Source organism: Aliiglaciecola sp. 3_MG-2023, assembly GCF_030548205.1.
Lineage (GTDB): Bacteria > Pseudomonadota > Gammaproteobacteria > Enterobacterales > Alteromonadaceae > Aliiglaciecola.
Genome location: NZ_JAUORV010000016.1, coordinates 56,011 through 70,991 on the forward strand (window position 1 = coordinate 56,011; position 14,981 = coordinate 70,991).

Consider the following 14,981-nt stretch of genomic DNA (forward strand, 5'->3'; position numbering starts at 1 on the left):
ACTCGCCACCTGAAATTTTAAACAGACAGGTGGGAGCATTTACTTGATTACCAATATTAGTCTTCGTCGATACTGTTTTCGTAACCTTCAGCATCTAATAAAGATTCCACCTCAGCAGGATCTTCAGCTTCAATTCGGAATAACCAACCATCGCCAAACGCGTCGCTGTTTACCATCTCAGGTGTATTTTCCAAATCTTCATTAATCGCGACGATTGTGCCAGTAATTGGTGCATATACGTCTGAGGCAGCTTTAACTGATTCAGCCACAGCTACATCATCGCCCGCGGCTACCGCGTCGCCAACTTCTGGCAATTCAACAAATACCATATCACCCAAAAGTTCTTGGGCATGTTCAGTAATCCCGACGGTGAATGTGCCATCACCTTCAGGTCTAACCCATTCGTGAGTTGATGCATAACGTAATTCTGATGGAATGTTGCTCATAATCGTTCCTAAATATTGGTTTTTATAATATTACTTAATCGAAATTTCACTTTAGGTGTAGCTTTATCACTTGTTAAAGAACGCTTTTTCCGTTCCTAACAAAGCTAGGTTTAACAATACTAACTGTTACCCATTTTTTACGCATTTCTACTTCTGCAGTTGCATCTTTAGTGGCTGGAATTCTAGCCATTGCGATACTGTGACCTAGTGTAGGGGAAAATGTTCCAGAGGTAATCACGCCTTCACCTTCTGACACTTTGACTTTTTGACCGGTGCGTAAAACACCTTTATCGGTCATCACTAAGCCCACTAACTTTTGGGTTCCTTCGGCTTTTTGCGCTTCCAGAGCCTTGCGGCCCATAAAATCACGATCAGCGGGCTCCCAAGTTACTGTCCAAGCCATATTTGCGGCTAACGGAGAGATAGTTTCATCCATGTCTTGGCCATACAAATTCATGCCTGCTTCTAAGCGCAACGTATCGCGAGCACCTAAACCACATGGTGCAACGCCAGCTTCAATTAAACGTTGCCAGAAATCACCTGCCATATCGTTAGGCACCATAATTTCATAACCAGCTTCACCGGTATAACCGGTTGTAGCGATAAATAAGTCTTCTGCTTGCACACCGAAGAAAGGCTTCATACCCGCAACGGCTTCTTTTTGCGCGTCGGAAAATAAGGTAGCGGCTTTATTTTTCGCGTTAGGACCTTGCACAGCAATCATGGCATAGTCAGGAATTTCAGTAATAGTGACGTCAAAACCGCTTGCCACGCTGTTTAACCAGTCCATATCTTTTTCACGAGTCGCAGAGTTCACCACTAAACGGTAGTTGGTTTCATCGAAGTGATAAACAATTAAATCATCAACCACGCCACCATCTTCATTAAGCATTCCACTGTAAAGTGCTTTGCCTTTTTCAGTTAATTTAGCGACATCATTAGCCAAAAGTTTACGTAAATAACCTTTTGCTTCGCTGCCTTTCACGTCCACAATCGTCATATGAGAAACGTCAAACATGCCAGCATCGTTTCTAACCGCATGATGTTCTTCTATTTGTGATCCGTAATTAATTGGCATTTCCCAGCCATGGAAATCCACCATTTTGGCGCCAGCTTCAATATGCTTTGGGTGCAGCACAGTTTTATTGGTCATTTACGTTTACCTAATTTAGTCACTTTGGAATAGCAGTATAGAAATCACTCGGCTCTGGGACAAATTGATAATTCAAATGCTTACATTAATTTTTTAAATGTATTAAATTACTTAAATTAGTAATCTAAATGAACTTTTAACCTAAGAATGACCTATGCGACAACTTTCCTTAGACAATTTGCGTACCTTTGTGACTGTAGTGGAGCTGGGAGGCTTTGCCAAAGCCGGCGACATGCTAGGCCGTTCTCAGCCGGCCATTAGTTTGCAAATAAAGAAATTAGAAGAACAGCTTGGACGCCGCCTGTTTGACAAAATAGGTCAACGCCAGTTAGTTAACCAAGATGGACAGGCACTGTTACAACAAGCAAGAGCCATGTTAGGCATTAACGACGACATTTTTAGGCAATTTGAACAATCGTCCTTGCGAGGCCGTTTACGACTTGGCATTCCTAGCGAGTTTGCCACAACGTTGCTACCCAGTATCATCGGAGAATTCAGTAAACAATATCCAGACGTAGCTCTAGAAGTCACCTCAGAGCTAAGCCGGAGTTTACTCAATGATAAAAATCACCGTGATTTCGATTTAGTCTTAGCCCTAGTGCACCCGGATCAGCAAACTGAAGGGGAAGTGGTTTTAGAAGACGAGTTGATTTGGGTGGGAGATGCAAATAAAGCCATAACTGCAAATAAAGTGGCGCTGGTTTTGGCACCAGATGGCTGTGTTTATCGCTCCCGAGTGATTGAGAAGCTTAAACAACAAACCACCAGCTGGCGGATCACCTACACCAATGCCGATCTTTACGGGTTAATAGCAGCGATACAGCAAGGTTTAGGCATTACGGCCTTAGCGCGTTCGAGTTTACCCAGCACCTTACAAGAAATTCGCCATAAATCGTTGCCGCAGTTGGGAAAAATCAAAATATGTCTATTCAACCTCGACACCCAACACCCACAAATTAGTCGCGCCCTAGCCGATTTCATCATGGCACGTTTGAAGTCGTAACCTGCCCCGCGCAAAAATCCATGACCTGAGACCCCATGGCCTAAAGACCATGCTACAAGGGTTGGTTCTCCTGTAGGCGGTGGCTTTAGCCCCGCGCAAAAAACCATGACCTGAGACCCCATGGCCTAAAGGTCCTCCTGTAGGCGGGTGCTTTAGCCCCGCGCAAAAACATGGCCTGAGACCCCTATGACCTAGCCCCCATGGCCTAAAGACCATGCTACAGGGGTTGATTCTCCTGTAGGCGGGTGCTTTAGCCCCGCGCAAAAAACATGGCCTGAGACCCCTATGACCTAGCCCCCATGGCCTAAAGACCATGCTACAAGGGTTGGTTCTCCTGTAGGCGGGTGCTTTAGCCCCGCGCAAAACCCATGGCCTAAAGACCATGCTACAAGGGTTGTAATTTAAACGCTGTGAAGCAATGCTAAATCGACTTTAATATATACAAACAGGCTTTTTATCGGCAAACTTAATCTTGTTATTCTAAAAACTAAAAATCAAAGCCGTAAAATGGACTTATTCTATGAACACTAATCCGCACACAAAAACCAATAATTTTTTTATCCGAAATACATTTTTCATTATTTTATTGAGTGTATTTTCGGGGTTAAGTAACGCCCAACAAATGGGAGGAAACAGCTCTGACTCAGCTTTTGTAGAAGCTTCAACTCAAATTGGAGTAGCCTTTGCTGGCGCCCTTAATGATCAAGACATTGACAGCTTGGGTGAGATGACCGACGTGAAACACCTAGGTCAAATTGTGGGCAAAACCCTGTTTTCTAAACCAAGAGAAGTCAATGATTTTGTGCGAGGATTTTCGGGAGAAAACACACGAAAAACCTTAATTAATAATTTATTTATGCAGTTTTTTATTGAGGAATCCAACTCTAAATTTGTACGCATGCTTGAAGAGCAAGGCGCACAACGCCCCCTTATCCGAATCGACTACGCAACGGGTGGGCACGAATACCTTATTTTGTTTATCAATGACGATAAAAAAGTATTTGATTTCCATATCGCCAGTAAAGGAACTGAGTTCAGTGATTCCTTAACCCAAGCCACCGCCTTAATGATATCTACTGATGATTCTTTTTTTGGCAAGATGTTTGGAAAAGAAAAAGTCAATGAGGAAGTGATGAGCCAATTCCAACGCATTGGTAGTTTACGCCAGTCGGGTCAATTTGTAGAAGCCTATAAATTGCTGCTCAGTATGCCTGAAGAGATGAGAAAACAACGGGTAATCATTGATACAGGTATTGGCCTTGCACAAAATATCAATGATGAAGAATATTTAGCCCAGCTTAGCATGTTAGACAAATACTATGGCCATTTACCGTCTACCCAATTCATGCTGCTAGATTATTATGTGATGACTGAGAATAACATCAAAACAATTCGCGCCATGGAGAACGTGATAAAACGTTTCGGTATGGATGGTGCCCTTGGTGAGCTCACCGCAAATTTATATTATAACGTTGGTAATTTGAGCGAAGCGCTTAAATACGCTTACCTGGGAGTCAATGCCGAGCCGAGTTTCGAACCTCCTTATTGGACATTATTAACAATCTATAATGAACAACAAAATTATCAGGGCGTTGCCGATACCTTAGATCTCATTAGTGAGCGATTGTATTACGAATTTACCCCTGAGAGTTTGGGAAGCGAACCTGCATTTGCCGGTTTTTTAGCCTCAGATGCATACAAGTTGTGGTTACAAAATTAATCACAAAAATCGTTAAGAGGTAATGTGAAATCACTCAACATCTGAGTTTAAGCTGGCATTAAGTTTTGCCAGCTTAGGTAAATTTCCGTCGATACCAACAGCGTGTTTAATCAAGTCATTTTTTAACGGCGACAAGTTATTTGTCGCCGTTAAACCGATATCTCGAATCAACTTTTTCAAGGGATTAGCGCCATTAAAAAGCCGTTTAAAACTTTCCATTACGGCTATCATTTGTAATGCCTCAGATTTCCGCCAGCGCTCAAACCCGCGCAAGTTTTCAGTTAAGCCTATATCTTTGTGTTGTTGATGTAATTCAATAATCACTTCGGCCAAAGCCGCAGCGTCGGCAATGCCTAAATTCGCCCCCTGCCCAGCTAGTGGGTGGATGGTATGAGCTGCATCGCCAATTAACACCATACGATCACTTACCCATTTCCGACAATAACGCATTTTTAGAGGATAACTGGCTCGTTTACTGACAAGTTTCCCTTGCCCTAAACGCATGTCACTGCAAGCACTCAAAGCACTATTAAAGGATTTATCATCCATTTTTAGCAAAGACTCTGCCTTTTCTACCCGTTGAGACCAAACAATTGAGCACAGGTTTTTCTCAAATAAAGGTAACAAGGCAAGAGGCCCATCTGGGGTAAAGACTTGGCGAGCAACATTGTTGTGAGGTAGTTCAGTTTCAATGGTGGCGACTATCGCTATTTGATCATAATCCCAAAACGTTAGGGGTAAGTTTGCCACCTTACGCACTAACGAATTTGCGCCATCCGCACCTACCACGAGCTTGCTGCTTAGGTGATTACCATTTTCCAGGCTAATGAAACTTTCTGACTGACCAATGGAGATATTGGCTATTTTGGCATTGTCGGCGATGTCTACGTTTGGTGAGTTTTTTAGTTGTTGCAGCAAACCTAAACGAATAGCCTGATTTTCAATAATACTTCCTAAACGTGTTTGCTGAATATCAGATGCCGAGAAGTCAATTTTAGCAAAACTGTCTTGCTCCCAAACATGCATATGCTGATAAGCCTGCAGCCGCTGGTTTTGGATATTGTCCCAAGCACCTAAATTGCTAAAGATGTTCTGACTCGCCAGATTAATGGCACTTACGCGTAATTCCGGCTCATCACTCAGGGGCTGTGTTGCTGGCTCAGAATCGATAATTACTACATTTAAATCAGTGTTTTGCAACGACAATGCGGCGGTTAAACCTATGATACCCGCACCAACAATAGCCACATCATAATTTTGCATTGAATTTTCCTGAAATGCCGTGAAAGCCCATGGCATGGTGAGCTAAAATGTGTTTTAACCTTGGCTGACTGTCTATCATACCAAGGGCCAAATTACGTCCTAAAACCAGCGGTGGATACAGATTAGAAAAAGTATGAACCAATAAATCTGTTGCGCCAATTAAACGACTTTGATCATTTTTTCGATTTTGTTGATAGCGTTGTAACCCTTGATAGCTACCTATATCCGAGGTTTTATCGGAGGACGAGGTAGACAGTACCACTTGCATCAGTTCATGCACATCTCTTAGCCCCAAATTTAACCCCTGGCCTGCAATGGGATGCAAGGTTTGGCAAGCGTTTCCCAATAATGCCGTGCGATGATGAATATGTTGTTGAGCTTTGCTTTGTACTAGCGGGAAGGCACTGCGACTCCCCACCGCTTTCAATTTGCCTAATCGATAACCAAACTCATCCTGCAAGCGGGCAATGAAATCTTCATCACTTAGCGCCAATATCGCTTCACATTGCGCTGAAGATAACGTCCAGACTAACGAACTACGAAAAGAATCAGGCTGTTGCATTGGGGGCTTTAACGGCAATAACGCCAGTGGACCATCTGCAGTGAAACGCTCGAAAGCGGTGTTGTTATGGTCGTTATATAGCGCCACATTGGCCACTATTGCAGATTGTCCATAATCTTTAAGCTGAACGTCAATACCCGATTTTTCGCGGGTTGGGGAGCTTCCACCTTCCGCAATTGCCAATAACGCGGCTTTCAATCGTTGTTTATCACTTAACTCGACTTCCACATATTCCGCAGACTTGTGCAGGTGCTCAATGGATTGGCCATAAAAGAAGGTGACTTGTTGTGGGTGTCTACGTATCTCGCTTTGTAATAATTCAATTAATACGGGCAACTCGATGACCTGCCCTAAGGCATCCAACTGGTAATCTTGCGCATGTAAACTAGCTCTGCCTAAATGCCCTTTGTCTGACACATGGATGTGGGAAATGGGACAGCCAAATTCCGACAACCCGGTTACACCCAATGAGCTTAACAGTTGAGTAGATTGGGCGGAGAGTGCAACGCTACGTAAATCCAAATAGGAAAAATCACCATCACTTTGCTGTTCCACATCAGGACCTTCATTGGCTTCTATAACGGCAACTTTAAGCTGGCTTTGTTGCACAATTCCTAAAGCCAAGGTGAGCCCGACGGCTCCACCACCTGCGATCACCAAATCAAATGATTCTTCACCTTTGTTCATTATTGTTAATTCGCCATCAAACTTTCTATATCTGCAATGGTTTTGGGTACTCTGTCGGTTAACACTCTATAGCCACCTTCAGTGATCACAATATTGTCTTCAATACGAATACCAATACCTTTCCATTTAGGATCAACCTCAGCGGTTGCAGAAACATACAGACCAGGCTCAACAGTTAACACCATACCGGGTTCAAACTCCCGATCTGCACCAGCAACTTTATAATTGCCCACGTCATGCACATCTAGCCCTAGCCAGTGTCCAAGACCATGCATGAAAAACTGACGATAATGTTGTTGCTCAATATTGTCTTCTAGTTCACCACTCAATAACCCCAACTCAATTAATCCGGCCGTCAGCACTTCAATCGCTTTATCAGAAGCGGCCTTAAAAGTACTGCCAGGTTTAAACAAAGCGAAAGAGGCTAATTGCGCATCTAATACCAGTTGATATAAGGCTTTTTGCGGCTCGGTAAAACGTCCGTTTACGGGAAATGTGCGGGTAATATCGGCGGCATAGCCCTGCAGTTCAGCACCAGCGTCGATGAGCACTAAGGTATTGTCTTGAAGTTCACAATTGTTTTCGGTGTAATGCAGTATACAAGCATTTTCGCCACTCCCCACAATGGTAGAATAGGCGGGAGATTTCGCTCCTTGCATCGCAAAATGGTGATGAATGGTCGCTTCTAGGTGAAACTCATTTTTCCCTACTTCGCTGAATTTCATTGCGGCAACATGGGCATCAGCAGAAATATTAGCGGCTTGAGCCATAATCGAAAGTTCGAAATCAGATTTGAACAAACGCATTTCATGTAGCAAAGTGCGGATATCGAATTCGCAACTAGGTGCAATTTTCGATTGTTTGGGCGCATTTCGCAGTTTGCTCAGCACGTCATCTATTAACACATCGCTAGGACCATGATGACCGCGGGCAAAATACAAATTTTCATGGCCATTGATATAACTTACTAATCCCACATCGATATCATCTATGGGGTGGGCAATATCCACGGCATAATCTTCAGGTGCGGCTTCTACACCAATCCGCCTGCCCTGCCAAATTTCTGCTAATTCATCTTTAGGTAAACAAAACAATGCGCTGAACACATCCCCCATTAACGGGCTATTGCTTATGACTAAATACCCGTCTGGCTCAGGGAACGCGGATAAATAATGAAAATCGCTATCTTGGCGAAAAGGAAACTCCGTATCATTACTGCGGGTTAGCAAATTAGCGGCAGGTATCACGGCAATACTGTTTGGCCGCATTTTGTCACGTAAAATTTGTCGACGTTTAGTGCATTCTTTGATGAGTTCTGATGACATTAATGTACCGTCTTAGGTTCAGTTTGTGCTTGGTCGGCCGAGTGGCCCAATTCATTGAAACATAACATGCAAGACACTCGCACATACTCAATAACTTCGAACAACGCTTTTTCGGCTTCCTCGTCTTCTGGCATAGTTTCATCCATACGAGAAATTTCATAGAAATCTTCCAACGCTTCTTTTACATCGGCAGAACACGCCGTTAAATCAGCCTGATGAAAACCAAATCCCAACATAAAACCTTGAATCCAATTAATTAACGCTTTGCCTCTTTCGTTGATCGGGGCTGAGTCATCGGGCATACACAAGGTTAAGGTAAAATCAGTTTCCAATAATTGTTGACAGGTATCGTTATAAAGTGCGGTTAATTGCACTTGAACCTCATTGGGTAAACTGTCACCTTGATTGATTGAATCATTTAGTGCAGCTGACCAGTCCTGACTTTCTAATGCCATACCGCCGGCCAACATACCGCAAAAAATGCCATGTACTTCAGATGCATCAGTGAGAATATTGTGTTGCTCTAATAAGGTAGACAACTCTTCATATTTTAAATGCGTTGGATTCAATTCGGTTTCCTTTATTTTCATTCATACCCATTTCAATAAACAAGAGGTACAAGATAGGGATTCCAGATCGTATCACTACCAAAGGAGCCTGCCTAGAGCGGATGCCCCATAAGTAACGCATTGTTCTTTTCGGCTCTGCTGGCAATATTAAAATAGCGTGATTTAGTCCAGTTTATAAGCAACTAGAAAGGAATTACCAGTTTTCGATTTTATTTTCGCGCCGCTATGGTAAAATTCGATATCTCCTGGGATGTTTGCCAGTTCAGTTTTGTCCCTGGCCGATGCTAATTAACCTGGAAATTGATTCCACTACTATTGTGCAAGCTTGGCTAGTATCAAGAAGCCTACGGTAGTGATGATGTTTCCGCCCTGAACTTTCGGTTCACGGGCCCACACCGAACAGCGGCATTTTGGGAGAATCCAATTTTATAGGGCGATGTGTCAACTTATTTGACACATCGCCTTTTCAATCCTCTCCGTAAATCTCCAACCATTTGATTATAATGGAAATAAATCTTTTCGGTTCATAAATTGCAGGTTAATATGTTATTGCTGCATGAATGAAAAAAGGCACACTAAATAGCCGTAAAGTGCATGTGTACTTTACGCATTATTCAAACATACATATGCGGCATATGAGCACAACGGAGTTAACCTGTTCATTAGGGTTAGCAGCACTGAGTGATGCAGGCATCCCAGTGTAAATCATCACTGAATAGTGAACACCAATTTAAAAAGATATCAATTAAATGAAACTGCCCTCAACTGAACAACAGGCAATTTATGATGCTTGCCCGGAATTTTTTGATGATTTATCCCCCCAAATTGAATGGAAGTGGGATGACCATTTTGGTTGTCTTCTGGCTGAGTTTTCAGTGGATCATGCCCAACAGGTTTACGCCATTGCGAAAAAACACTTCCCCCACACTTGGAACAAAAAACAACTAAAAAAAGCAGACCCATACCTCAAGCATCGCGCGGGCTTTTTCGGTATTCTAGAGAAAAAACAAGAGCTATTCAGTAAAGATGACAATGGTCAACAAGAGATAATGTTATCTTGGTGGCCCTGGGGGCATGGTGCAACGGTTTCAGTTCGCGTGTTTCAGGTGAATCAACAACCCTACGAAAAACCACAAGGTTTTTTCGATAAAATAGCAGGTATTTTTGGTCGATAGTCCGTTAATCGATTTGAGTTATAAATGACATCAAACTACGCGAAAGATTAAAAAACATGATGTTCTATGAAAAAGTTGACCAAATGGTCAAGTTAAACTGTTCTTTTTAGCGCAAACTTGTGGTACAAACTCACTTCTTAGTTATTTCTTCGTGTTAAATTGGAATTTATATGGCTGTTATTAATTTTGGGTCAATCAATATTGATCATGTTTATCAGGTCGAGCATTTTGTTCAACCCGGTGAAACATTGTCCTCCACAGATTATCAACAATTATTGGGAGGCAAAGGAGCTAACCAGTCAATCGCTTTAGCTAAAGCGGGTTCCGATGTTCAACATGTGGGTAAAATTAACGAACATGACGCCCACTTTAAACAAGCAATGATTAAAGCTGGGGTTGATTGTAAATATGTGCAATGTACAGACTCCCCTACAGGTCATGCCATCATTCAAGTGGCCTCTTCCGGTGAAAACGCCATTGTGCTGTTTGGCGGCGCAAATTTAGAAATAGACAATAAAGACGTACTCAGAGCATTAGATGATGCCGATGAGTCAGCTTGGGTACTCACTCAAAATGAAACCAGTTCTATAGACGTCGTATTTCAAGAAGCAAAAAAGTTAGGCTTAAAGGTTGCTTTTAACCCAGCGCCAATGACAGAGTCAGTAAAACAATTACCTAGTGATTGTATTGATCTGTTAATTGTTAATGAAGTGGAAGCGGCTGAAATAGCAGGCATAAACGACATTGACCAAATAGAAGCGTACTTTCGCAATCACTGGTCTCATGCGGAAGTATTAATCACCTTAGGCAAGCAAGGTGTACGTTTCGTATTAGCTGAAGAAACCATTGATGTTCCGGCATTTTCGGTTGAAACAGTCGATACTACAGCGGCTGGCGATACCTTTATTGGTTATTTTTTAGCAGCTTACAGCCGCCGTAACAAGCCCAAAGAAGCTTTAGTTCGGGCATGTGCTGCGTCAGCTATAGCAGTTACTCGTAATGGCGCAGCCCAATCTATTCCAAGTATTGAAGAGGTCGATCTTTTCCTCAGTCAACATCAAGCTTAACCACAATTTATCATTAAAGAGAACGATTATATGGCTCATAAAATAATTCTCGATACCGATCCAGGTATTGATGACGCAATGGCAATATTTTTTGCCTTCCAATCTCCTGATATCGAAGTATTAGGTTTGACCACGGTTTTCGGTAACGTTCCTGTTACTATGTCTGCTCAAAACGCCCTCACCTTGTGTGAACTGGCGGGTCAAGATATTCCCGTCACTAAAGGCGTTGGTATGCCTTGGGTGGGGCCTGAGTCAGGATACGCGCATTTTGTGCATGGTGAAGATGGTTTTGGTAACATCGATTTCCCGCCTTCAAAACGCGAACTCGACCCGCGTAGTTCAGCTCAATACATTGTAGACATGGCCCGCAAACACCCTGGTGAAATTACCTTGGTTGCCATTGGCCCCTTAGGAAACCTAGCCTTAGCATTGCGCTTGGAACCGGAATTACCTGATTTAGTAAAAGGCGTGGTCATTATGGGTGGTGCTGCCTTCGTGAAAGGGAATGTGACACCTGTAGCTGAAGCGAATATATGGAATGACGCCCATGCAGCAGAAATTGTATTTGCTGCGTCCTGGGATCTGAAAATGTTCGGTTTAGACGTTACCAATGACGTTCCTTTCACCTTAGATTTTCTCGATGAACTTGAAGCAAAAAATCCGAAATTCGGGGGGTTTGTTAAAAAATCTTCGCAGTTTTATGTGGATTTTTACTCCCAAGATAGAGACGACCGTGTTTGTTTCTTCCACGATGCAATGCCCCTTGCTTATCTAGTCGACCCTAGTTTGTTTGAGTTTACTCGTGGCCATGCAAGAGTTTCAACGGATCCATTAAACCGAGGACAAACCACGGTCGCGCCGGAAGGCAGTACGGCAAGTCCACTATGGTTGGAAGCACAGCAAATTGATGCTGCAACCAAAGTTGACCATGAGCGGCTTCGCAAACTATACGTTGACACTTACTCCTACTAATCTGTAGGTTTTAATCTCAATGGTGTAACCATAAAGTTGTCGAAGATGGTGATCAGTATTACCATCTTCGATAATGTTTAAAATCAAAGCTACATTTATGCTGAATGAGCTTGGTTAACCTGTGTTGCTCAAAGGTGTTGCCACATTGTTAGAAAGTAAAACTCAGTTGCGCAAAAAGTATCGACAAGCGCGTCGTAACTTAACCCCACAACAACAAACCCAAGCCAGTCGTCAGGCTTTGCAAACGGTGCTTAACAACAAATTACTAGAAGACGCCGAGCATATCGCCCTTTACCTTAGTCAAGACGGTGAATTATCTTGTTGGGATATCATTGATTGGTGCTGGCAGCAGGGCAAAAAAACCTATTTACCGGTTTTAGATCCTCAGCGTGAAAATTTTTTAGTTTTTGTGGAATACCACGCCAATACCCAAATGCAAACCAATCGGTTTAACATTCCAGAACCTGTTTTGTCACTGTCAAAGGCGGAGGCATTGCCTCAACTCCATTGCATATTTTTGCCCTTAGTCGCTTTTGATGAGTCTGGCAATAGATTAGGCATGGGTGGCGGATTTTATGATAGAACCTTGGCGCAGATTCTCTGCTCCCCATTAAAACCACAACTCTACGGTTACGCTCACGATTGTCAGCAAGCACCTAACCTCACCACTGAAAGTTGGGATATTCCAGTGCATAAAATAGTCACCCCCAGTCGAGTTATTTCCATCTAATTATCACCTAACTCAAGCTTTCCTTTGCAACAGTGTTGCTAGCCGCGCGGGAACTAAGTGCGTTATACTCTGCGCAAATTTAAAGAATGTGTTTAACATTGTCCATTGAAAGGATCACCCATGACGCAAGATGAAAAAAAACGAGCCGCCGGCGAAGCTGCGGTCAAATTTGTAACTGACGACAGTATTATTGGTGTGGGCACAGGTTCAACTGTTCACTATTTTATCAGTGCGTTGGAGAGCGTGAAGCATAAAATTAAAGGCGCGGTGTCCAGTTCAGATGATTCAACGGCAAAATTAAAAGCCATGGGCATCGAAGTATTCGACCTTAATTCAGTAGATAAATTTGATATTTACGTTGATGGGGCTGATGAAATCACCAAACATAAACATATGATCAAAGGTGGTGGTGCCGCACTAACCAGAGAAAAAATTGTCGCTGCTGTGGCCAACAAATTCATTTGTATTATTGACGATAGTAAACAAGTACCGGTTTTAGGAGGCTTCCCTCTACCCGTTGAAGTCATTCCCATGGCGCGTTCCTATGTAGCTCGAGAATTAGTCAAACTAGGTGGCGATCCGGAATACCGTCAAGGTGTAATTACCGATAACGGTAATGTCATTCTCGATGTACACAACCTCAAAATTCTTAACCCAGTAGAATTGGAAAAACAAATTAATCAAATTGCTGGTGTGGTCACCAATGGTCTGTTTGCCATGCGCGCAGCAGATACAGTTTTAGTTGCCACAGACAGCGAGGTAATTGAGATTGATTAGATGAAATTAATATAACAGGCTCTTTCTTATTTGAAAAAGTTCTGGTATTTTTCCACTTTCAAATAGACGTCCAGATGTCTCTCAAATCTGATGTCTTTCACTAATTATGTACGGGAACATTAATGAGCAAAGTATCACTGCCCAAAGAAAAAATTAAGATATTGTTGCTAGAGGGTTTACACCAAAGTTCAGTGGAAACCCTTGAAGCCAATGGCTATACCAATATTGAATATATCAAGACGTCTTTATCGGAAGAAAAGTTGATTGAAAAGATCGCTGATGTTCACTTTATTGGTATTCGTTCGCGTACACAATTAACCGCTAATGTCATAGATGCAGCGAAAAAACTGGTCGCAGTTGGCTGTTTTTGTATTGGTACTAACCAAGTAGACCTTAAAGCGACGCAAAAACGTGGAATACCGGTATTCAATGCCCCCTTCTCCAATACACGTTCGGTTGCAGAATTGGCTCTTGGTCAGATAATTTTATTACTTCGTGGTGTTCCAAGTAAGAATGCTAAAGCCCACCGTGGTGTATGGGAGAAAAGTGCCGTAGGCTCCTACGAAGCGCGCGGAAAAACGTTAGGGATTATTGGTTACGGTCACATTGGTACACAACTCAGTATCTTGGCTGAGCATTTAGGTATGCGCGTCCAATTCTTTGATATTGAAGATAAACTAGTGTTAGGTAATTCAACTCAAGTTAAAACCCTTGAAGAGCTACTCAGTACATCAGATGTGGTTTCCTTGCATGTACCAGAAACAGCGCAAACTCAGAATATGATAGGTAAAAAAGAGTTAGCGATGATGAAAGATGGCGCTATTCTAATGAATGCCGCCAGAGGAACCGTAATTGACATTGATGCACTTACTCAAGCTATGGAATCTGGCAAGCTAAATGGGGCTGCGATTGACGTATTCCCGGTCGAACCTAAATCAAATGACGAAGAATTTATTTCGCCGTTAAGACAGTTTGACAATGTAATTCTCACTCCTCATGTTGGCGGAAGCACCCAAGAAGCACAACAAAATATTGGCTTTGAGGTTGCGGGCAAGTTGGTTAAATACAGTGATAATGGCTCGACACTTTCAGCGGTTAACTTCCCTGAGGTATCCTTACCAGAGCATATAGATCGCTCTCGTTTGTTGCATATTCACGTTAATGCGCCTGGGGTGTTAACACAAATTAACCAAGCGTTTGCAGCTCATAACATCAATATTGCTGCACAATATCTGCAAACTAACGAAAATATTGGTTATGTGGTGATTGATGTTGAAACGGATGATGCAAAAGAAGCATTCGAACAACTGACACAAATTGACGGCACCATTAAAACCCGTATTTTACACTAAGGAAATAACGCTGCCTCATACCACTATGAGGGCGAGTTTGGGTCAAGAGTAATTGCAGTCTCTTGGCCCGAACGCAACTTTACACCCCCCTCTTACGAAACTCATTCCCCATTGATCCATATTTCATTAAATTTACTAATAAACTAGCGCGAAATGTAATTCGCGGTGTTATACCTCTAT

The 14,981-nt window shown here is 42.6% G+C and carries 14 protein-coding genes and 1 other RNA gene; 9 read left to right on the forward strand and 6 right to left on the reverse strand.

The features are described from left to right. Positions 1-56: 56 nt before the first annotated feature. Both gcvH and gcvT read right to left on the reverse strand, forming a co-directional pair. Positions 57-446 carry a glycine cleavage system protein GcvH gene (gcvH, locus tag Q4574_RS16920; RefSeq protein ID WP_303475655.1) on the reverse strand — a complete coding sequence of 130 codons (390 nt, stop codon included), beginning with the start codon at positions 444-446 and terminating at the stop codon, positions 57-59. Positions 447-519: 73 nt separating this feature from the next. Further along, entirely contained in the window at positions 520-1,599 is a 1,080-nt protein-coding gene (gcvT, locus tag Q4574_RS16925; RefSeq protein ID WP_303475656.1) for a glycine cleavage system aminomethyltransferase GcvT, read from the reverse strand. 154 nt (positions 1,600-1,753) lie between these two features. Here gcvT and Q4574_RS16930 point away from each other — a divergent pair, with 154 nt between their 5' ends. Both Q4574_RS16930 and Q4574_RS16935 read left to right on the forward strand, forming a co-directional pair. Then, positions 1,754-2,602 carry a LysR family transcriptional regulator gene (locus Q4574_RS16930; protein ID WP_303475659.1) on the forward strand — a complete coding sequence of 283 codons (849 nt, stop codon included), beginning with the start codon at positions 1,754-1,756 and terminating at the stop codon, positions 2,600-2,602. A 520-nt stretch (positions 2,603-3,122) separates the two neighbouring features. Next, on the forward strand, positions 3,123-4,322 hold the full coding sequence (locus tag Q4574_RS16935) for a hypothetical protein (RefSeq protein WP_303475661.1): 1,200 nt from the start codon (positions 3,123-3,125) through the stop codon (positions 4,320-4,322). A gap of 30 nt (positions 4,323-4,352) precedes the next feature. Here Q4574_RS16935 and Q4574_RS16940 read toward each other — a convergent pair whose 3' ends face one another. From Q4574_RS16940 to Q4574_RS16955, 4 genes are read right to left on the reverse strand one after another with little or no spacing between them, the layout of a single operon-like run. Further along, entirely contained in the window at positions 4,353-5,585 is a 1,233-nt protein-coding gene (locus Q4574_RS16940; RefSeq protein ID WP_303475663.1) for an FAD-dependent monooxygenase, read from the reverse strand. Beyond that, positions 5,572-6,834, reverse strand: coding sequence for a 2-octaprenyl-6-methoxyphenyl hydroxylase (gene ubiH, locus Q4574_RS16945; protein WP_303475665.1), 1,263 nt, complete (start codon positions 6,832-6,834; stop codon positions 5,572-5,574). The genes Q4574_RS16940 and ubiH overlap by 14 nt, the downstream gene beginning before the upstream one ends. A 5-nt stretch (positions 6,835-6,839) precedes the next feature. Beyond that, positions 6,840-8,159: a Xaa-Pro aminopeptidase gene (gene pepP, locus Q4574_RS16950; protein ID WP_303475667.1), complete on the reverse strand. Its 1,320-nt coding sequence runs from the start codon at positions 8,157-8,159 to the stop codon at positions 6,840-6,842. Further along, positions 8,159-8,749: a UPF0149 family protein gene (locus Q4574_RS16955; protein ID WP_303475669.1), complete on the reverse strand. Its 591-nt coding sequence runs from the start codon at positions 8,747-8,749 to the stop codon at positions 8,159-8,161. Before Q4574_RS16955 ends, pepP begins: the two co-directional genes overlap by 1 nt. 218 nt (positions 8,750-8,967) lie before the next feature. Here Q4574_RS16955 and ssrS point away from each other — a divergent pair. The 7 genes from ssrS to serA all read left to right on the forward strand — a co-directional run bounded on the left by ssrS (position 8,968) and on the right by serA (position 14,801). Next, a non-coding RNA gene (gene ssrS / locus Q4574_RS16960) (6S RNA) lies at positions 8,968-9,149 on the forward strand. Between the two features lie 328 nt (positions 9,150-9,477). Continuing rightward, entirely contained in the window at positions 9,478-9,903 is a 426-nt protein-coding gene (locus Q4574_RS16965) for a hypothetical protein (protein ID WP_303475671.1), read from the forward strand. A 170-nt stretch (positions 9,904-10,073) separates the two neighbouring features. Then, on the forward strand, positions 10,074-10,970 hold the full coding sequence (locus tag Q4574_RS16970) for a ribokinase (RefSeq protein ID WP_303475673.1): 897 nt from the start codon (positions 10,074-10,076) through the stop codon (positions 10,968-10,970). 30 nt (positions 10,971-11,000) lie between these two features. Continuing rightward, complete coding sequence (locus Q4574_RS16975) at positions 11,001-11,942, forward strand: nucleoside hydrolase (RefSeq protein ID WP_303475675.1); 942 nt, start codon at positions 11,001-11,003, stop codon at positions 11,940-11,942. A gap of 121 nt (positions 11,943-12,063) precedes the next feature. Next, positions 12,064-12,672: a 5-formyltetrahydrofolate cyclo-ligase gene (locus Q4574_RS16980; protein WP_303475678.1), complete on the forward strand. Its 609-nt coding sequence runs from the start codon at positions 12,064-12,066 to the stop codon at positions 12,670-12,672. A 120-nt stretch (positions 12,673-12,792) separates the two neighbouring features. Next, complete coding sequence (gene rpiA / locus Q4574_RS16985; RefSeq protein ID WP_303475680.1) at positions 12,793-13,449, forward strand: ribose-5-phosphate isomerase RpiA; 657 nt, start codon at positions 12,793-12,795, stop codon at positions 13,447-13,449. Between the two features lie 122 nt (positions 13,450-13,571). Beyond that, on the forward strand, positions 13,572-14,801 hold the full coding sequence (serA, locus tag Q4574_RS16990) for a phosphoglycerate dehydrogenase (RefSeq protein ID WP_303475683.1): 1,230 nt from the start codon (positions 13,572-13,574) through the stop codon (positions 14,799-14,801). Positions 14,802-14,981: the final 180 nt, after the last annotated feature.

What these genes read in the sequence shown, in the direction of transcription:
- gcvH (WP_303475655.1), bottom strand. Translation starts at nt 446, where the DNA reads ATGAGCAACATTCCATCAGAATTACGTTATGCATCAACTCACGAATGG.
- gcvT (WP_303475656.1), bottom strand. Translation starts at nt 1,599, where the DNA reads ATGACCAATAAAACTGTGCTGCACCCAAAGCATATTGAAGCTGGCGCC.
- Q4574_RS16930 (WP_303475659.1), top strand. Translation starts at nt 1,754, where the DNA reads ATGCGACAACTTTCCTTAGACAATTTGCGTACCTTTGTGACTGTAGTG.
- Q4574_RS16935 (WP_303475661.1), top strand. Translation starts at nt 3,123, where the DNA reads ATGAACACTAATCCGCACACAAAAACCAATAATTTTTTTATCCGAAAT.
- Q4574_RS16940 (WP_303475663.1), bottom strand. Translation starts at nt 5,585, where the DNA reads ATGCAAAATTATGATGTGGCTATTGTTGGTGCGGGTATCATAGGTTTA.
- ubiH (WP_303475665.1), bottom strand. Translation starts at nt 6,834, where the DNA reads ATGAACAAAGGTGAAGAATCATTTGATTTGGTGATCGCAGGTGGTGGA.
- pepP (WP_303475667.1), bottom strand. Translation starts at nt 8,159, where the DNA reads ATGTCATCAGAACTCATCAAAGAATGCACTAAACGTCGACAAATTTTA.
- Q4574_RS16955 (WP_303475669.1), bottom strand. Translation starts at nt 8,749, where the DNA reads ATGAAAATAAAGGAAACCGAATTGAATCCAACGCATTTAAAATATGAA.
- Q4574_RS16965 (WP_303475671.1), top strand. Translation starts at nt 9,478, where the DNA reads ATGAAACTGCCCTCAACTGAACAACAGGCAATTTATGATGCTTGCCCG.
- Q4574_RS16970 (WP_303475673.1), top strand. Translation starts at nt 10,074, where the DNA reads ATGGCTGTTATTAATTTTGGGTCAATCAATATTGATCATGTTTATCAG.
- Q4574_RS16975 (WP_303475675.1), top strand. Translation starts at nt 11,001, where the DNA reads ATGGCTCATAAAATAATTCTCGATACCGATCCAGGTATTGATGACGCA.
- rpiA (WP_303475680.1), top strand. Translation starts at nt 12,793, where the DNA reads ATGACGCAAGATGAAAAAAAACGAGCCGCCGGCGAAGCTGCGGTCAAA.
- serA (WP_303475683.1), top strand. Translation starts at nt 13,572, where the DNA reads ATGAGCAAAGTATCACTGCCCAAAGAAAAAATTAAGATATTGTTGCTA.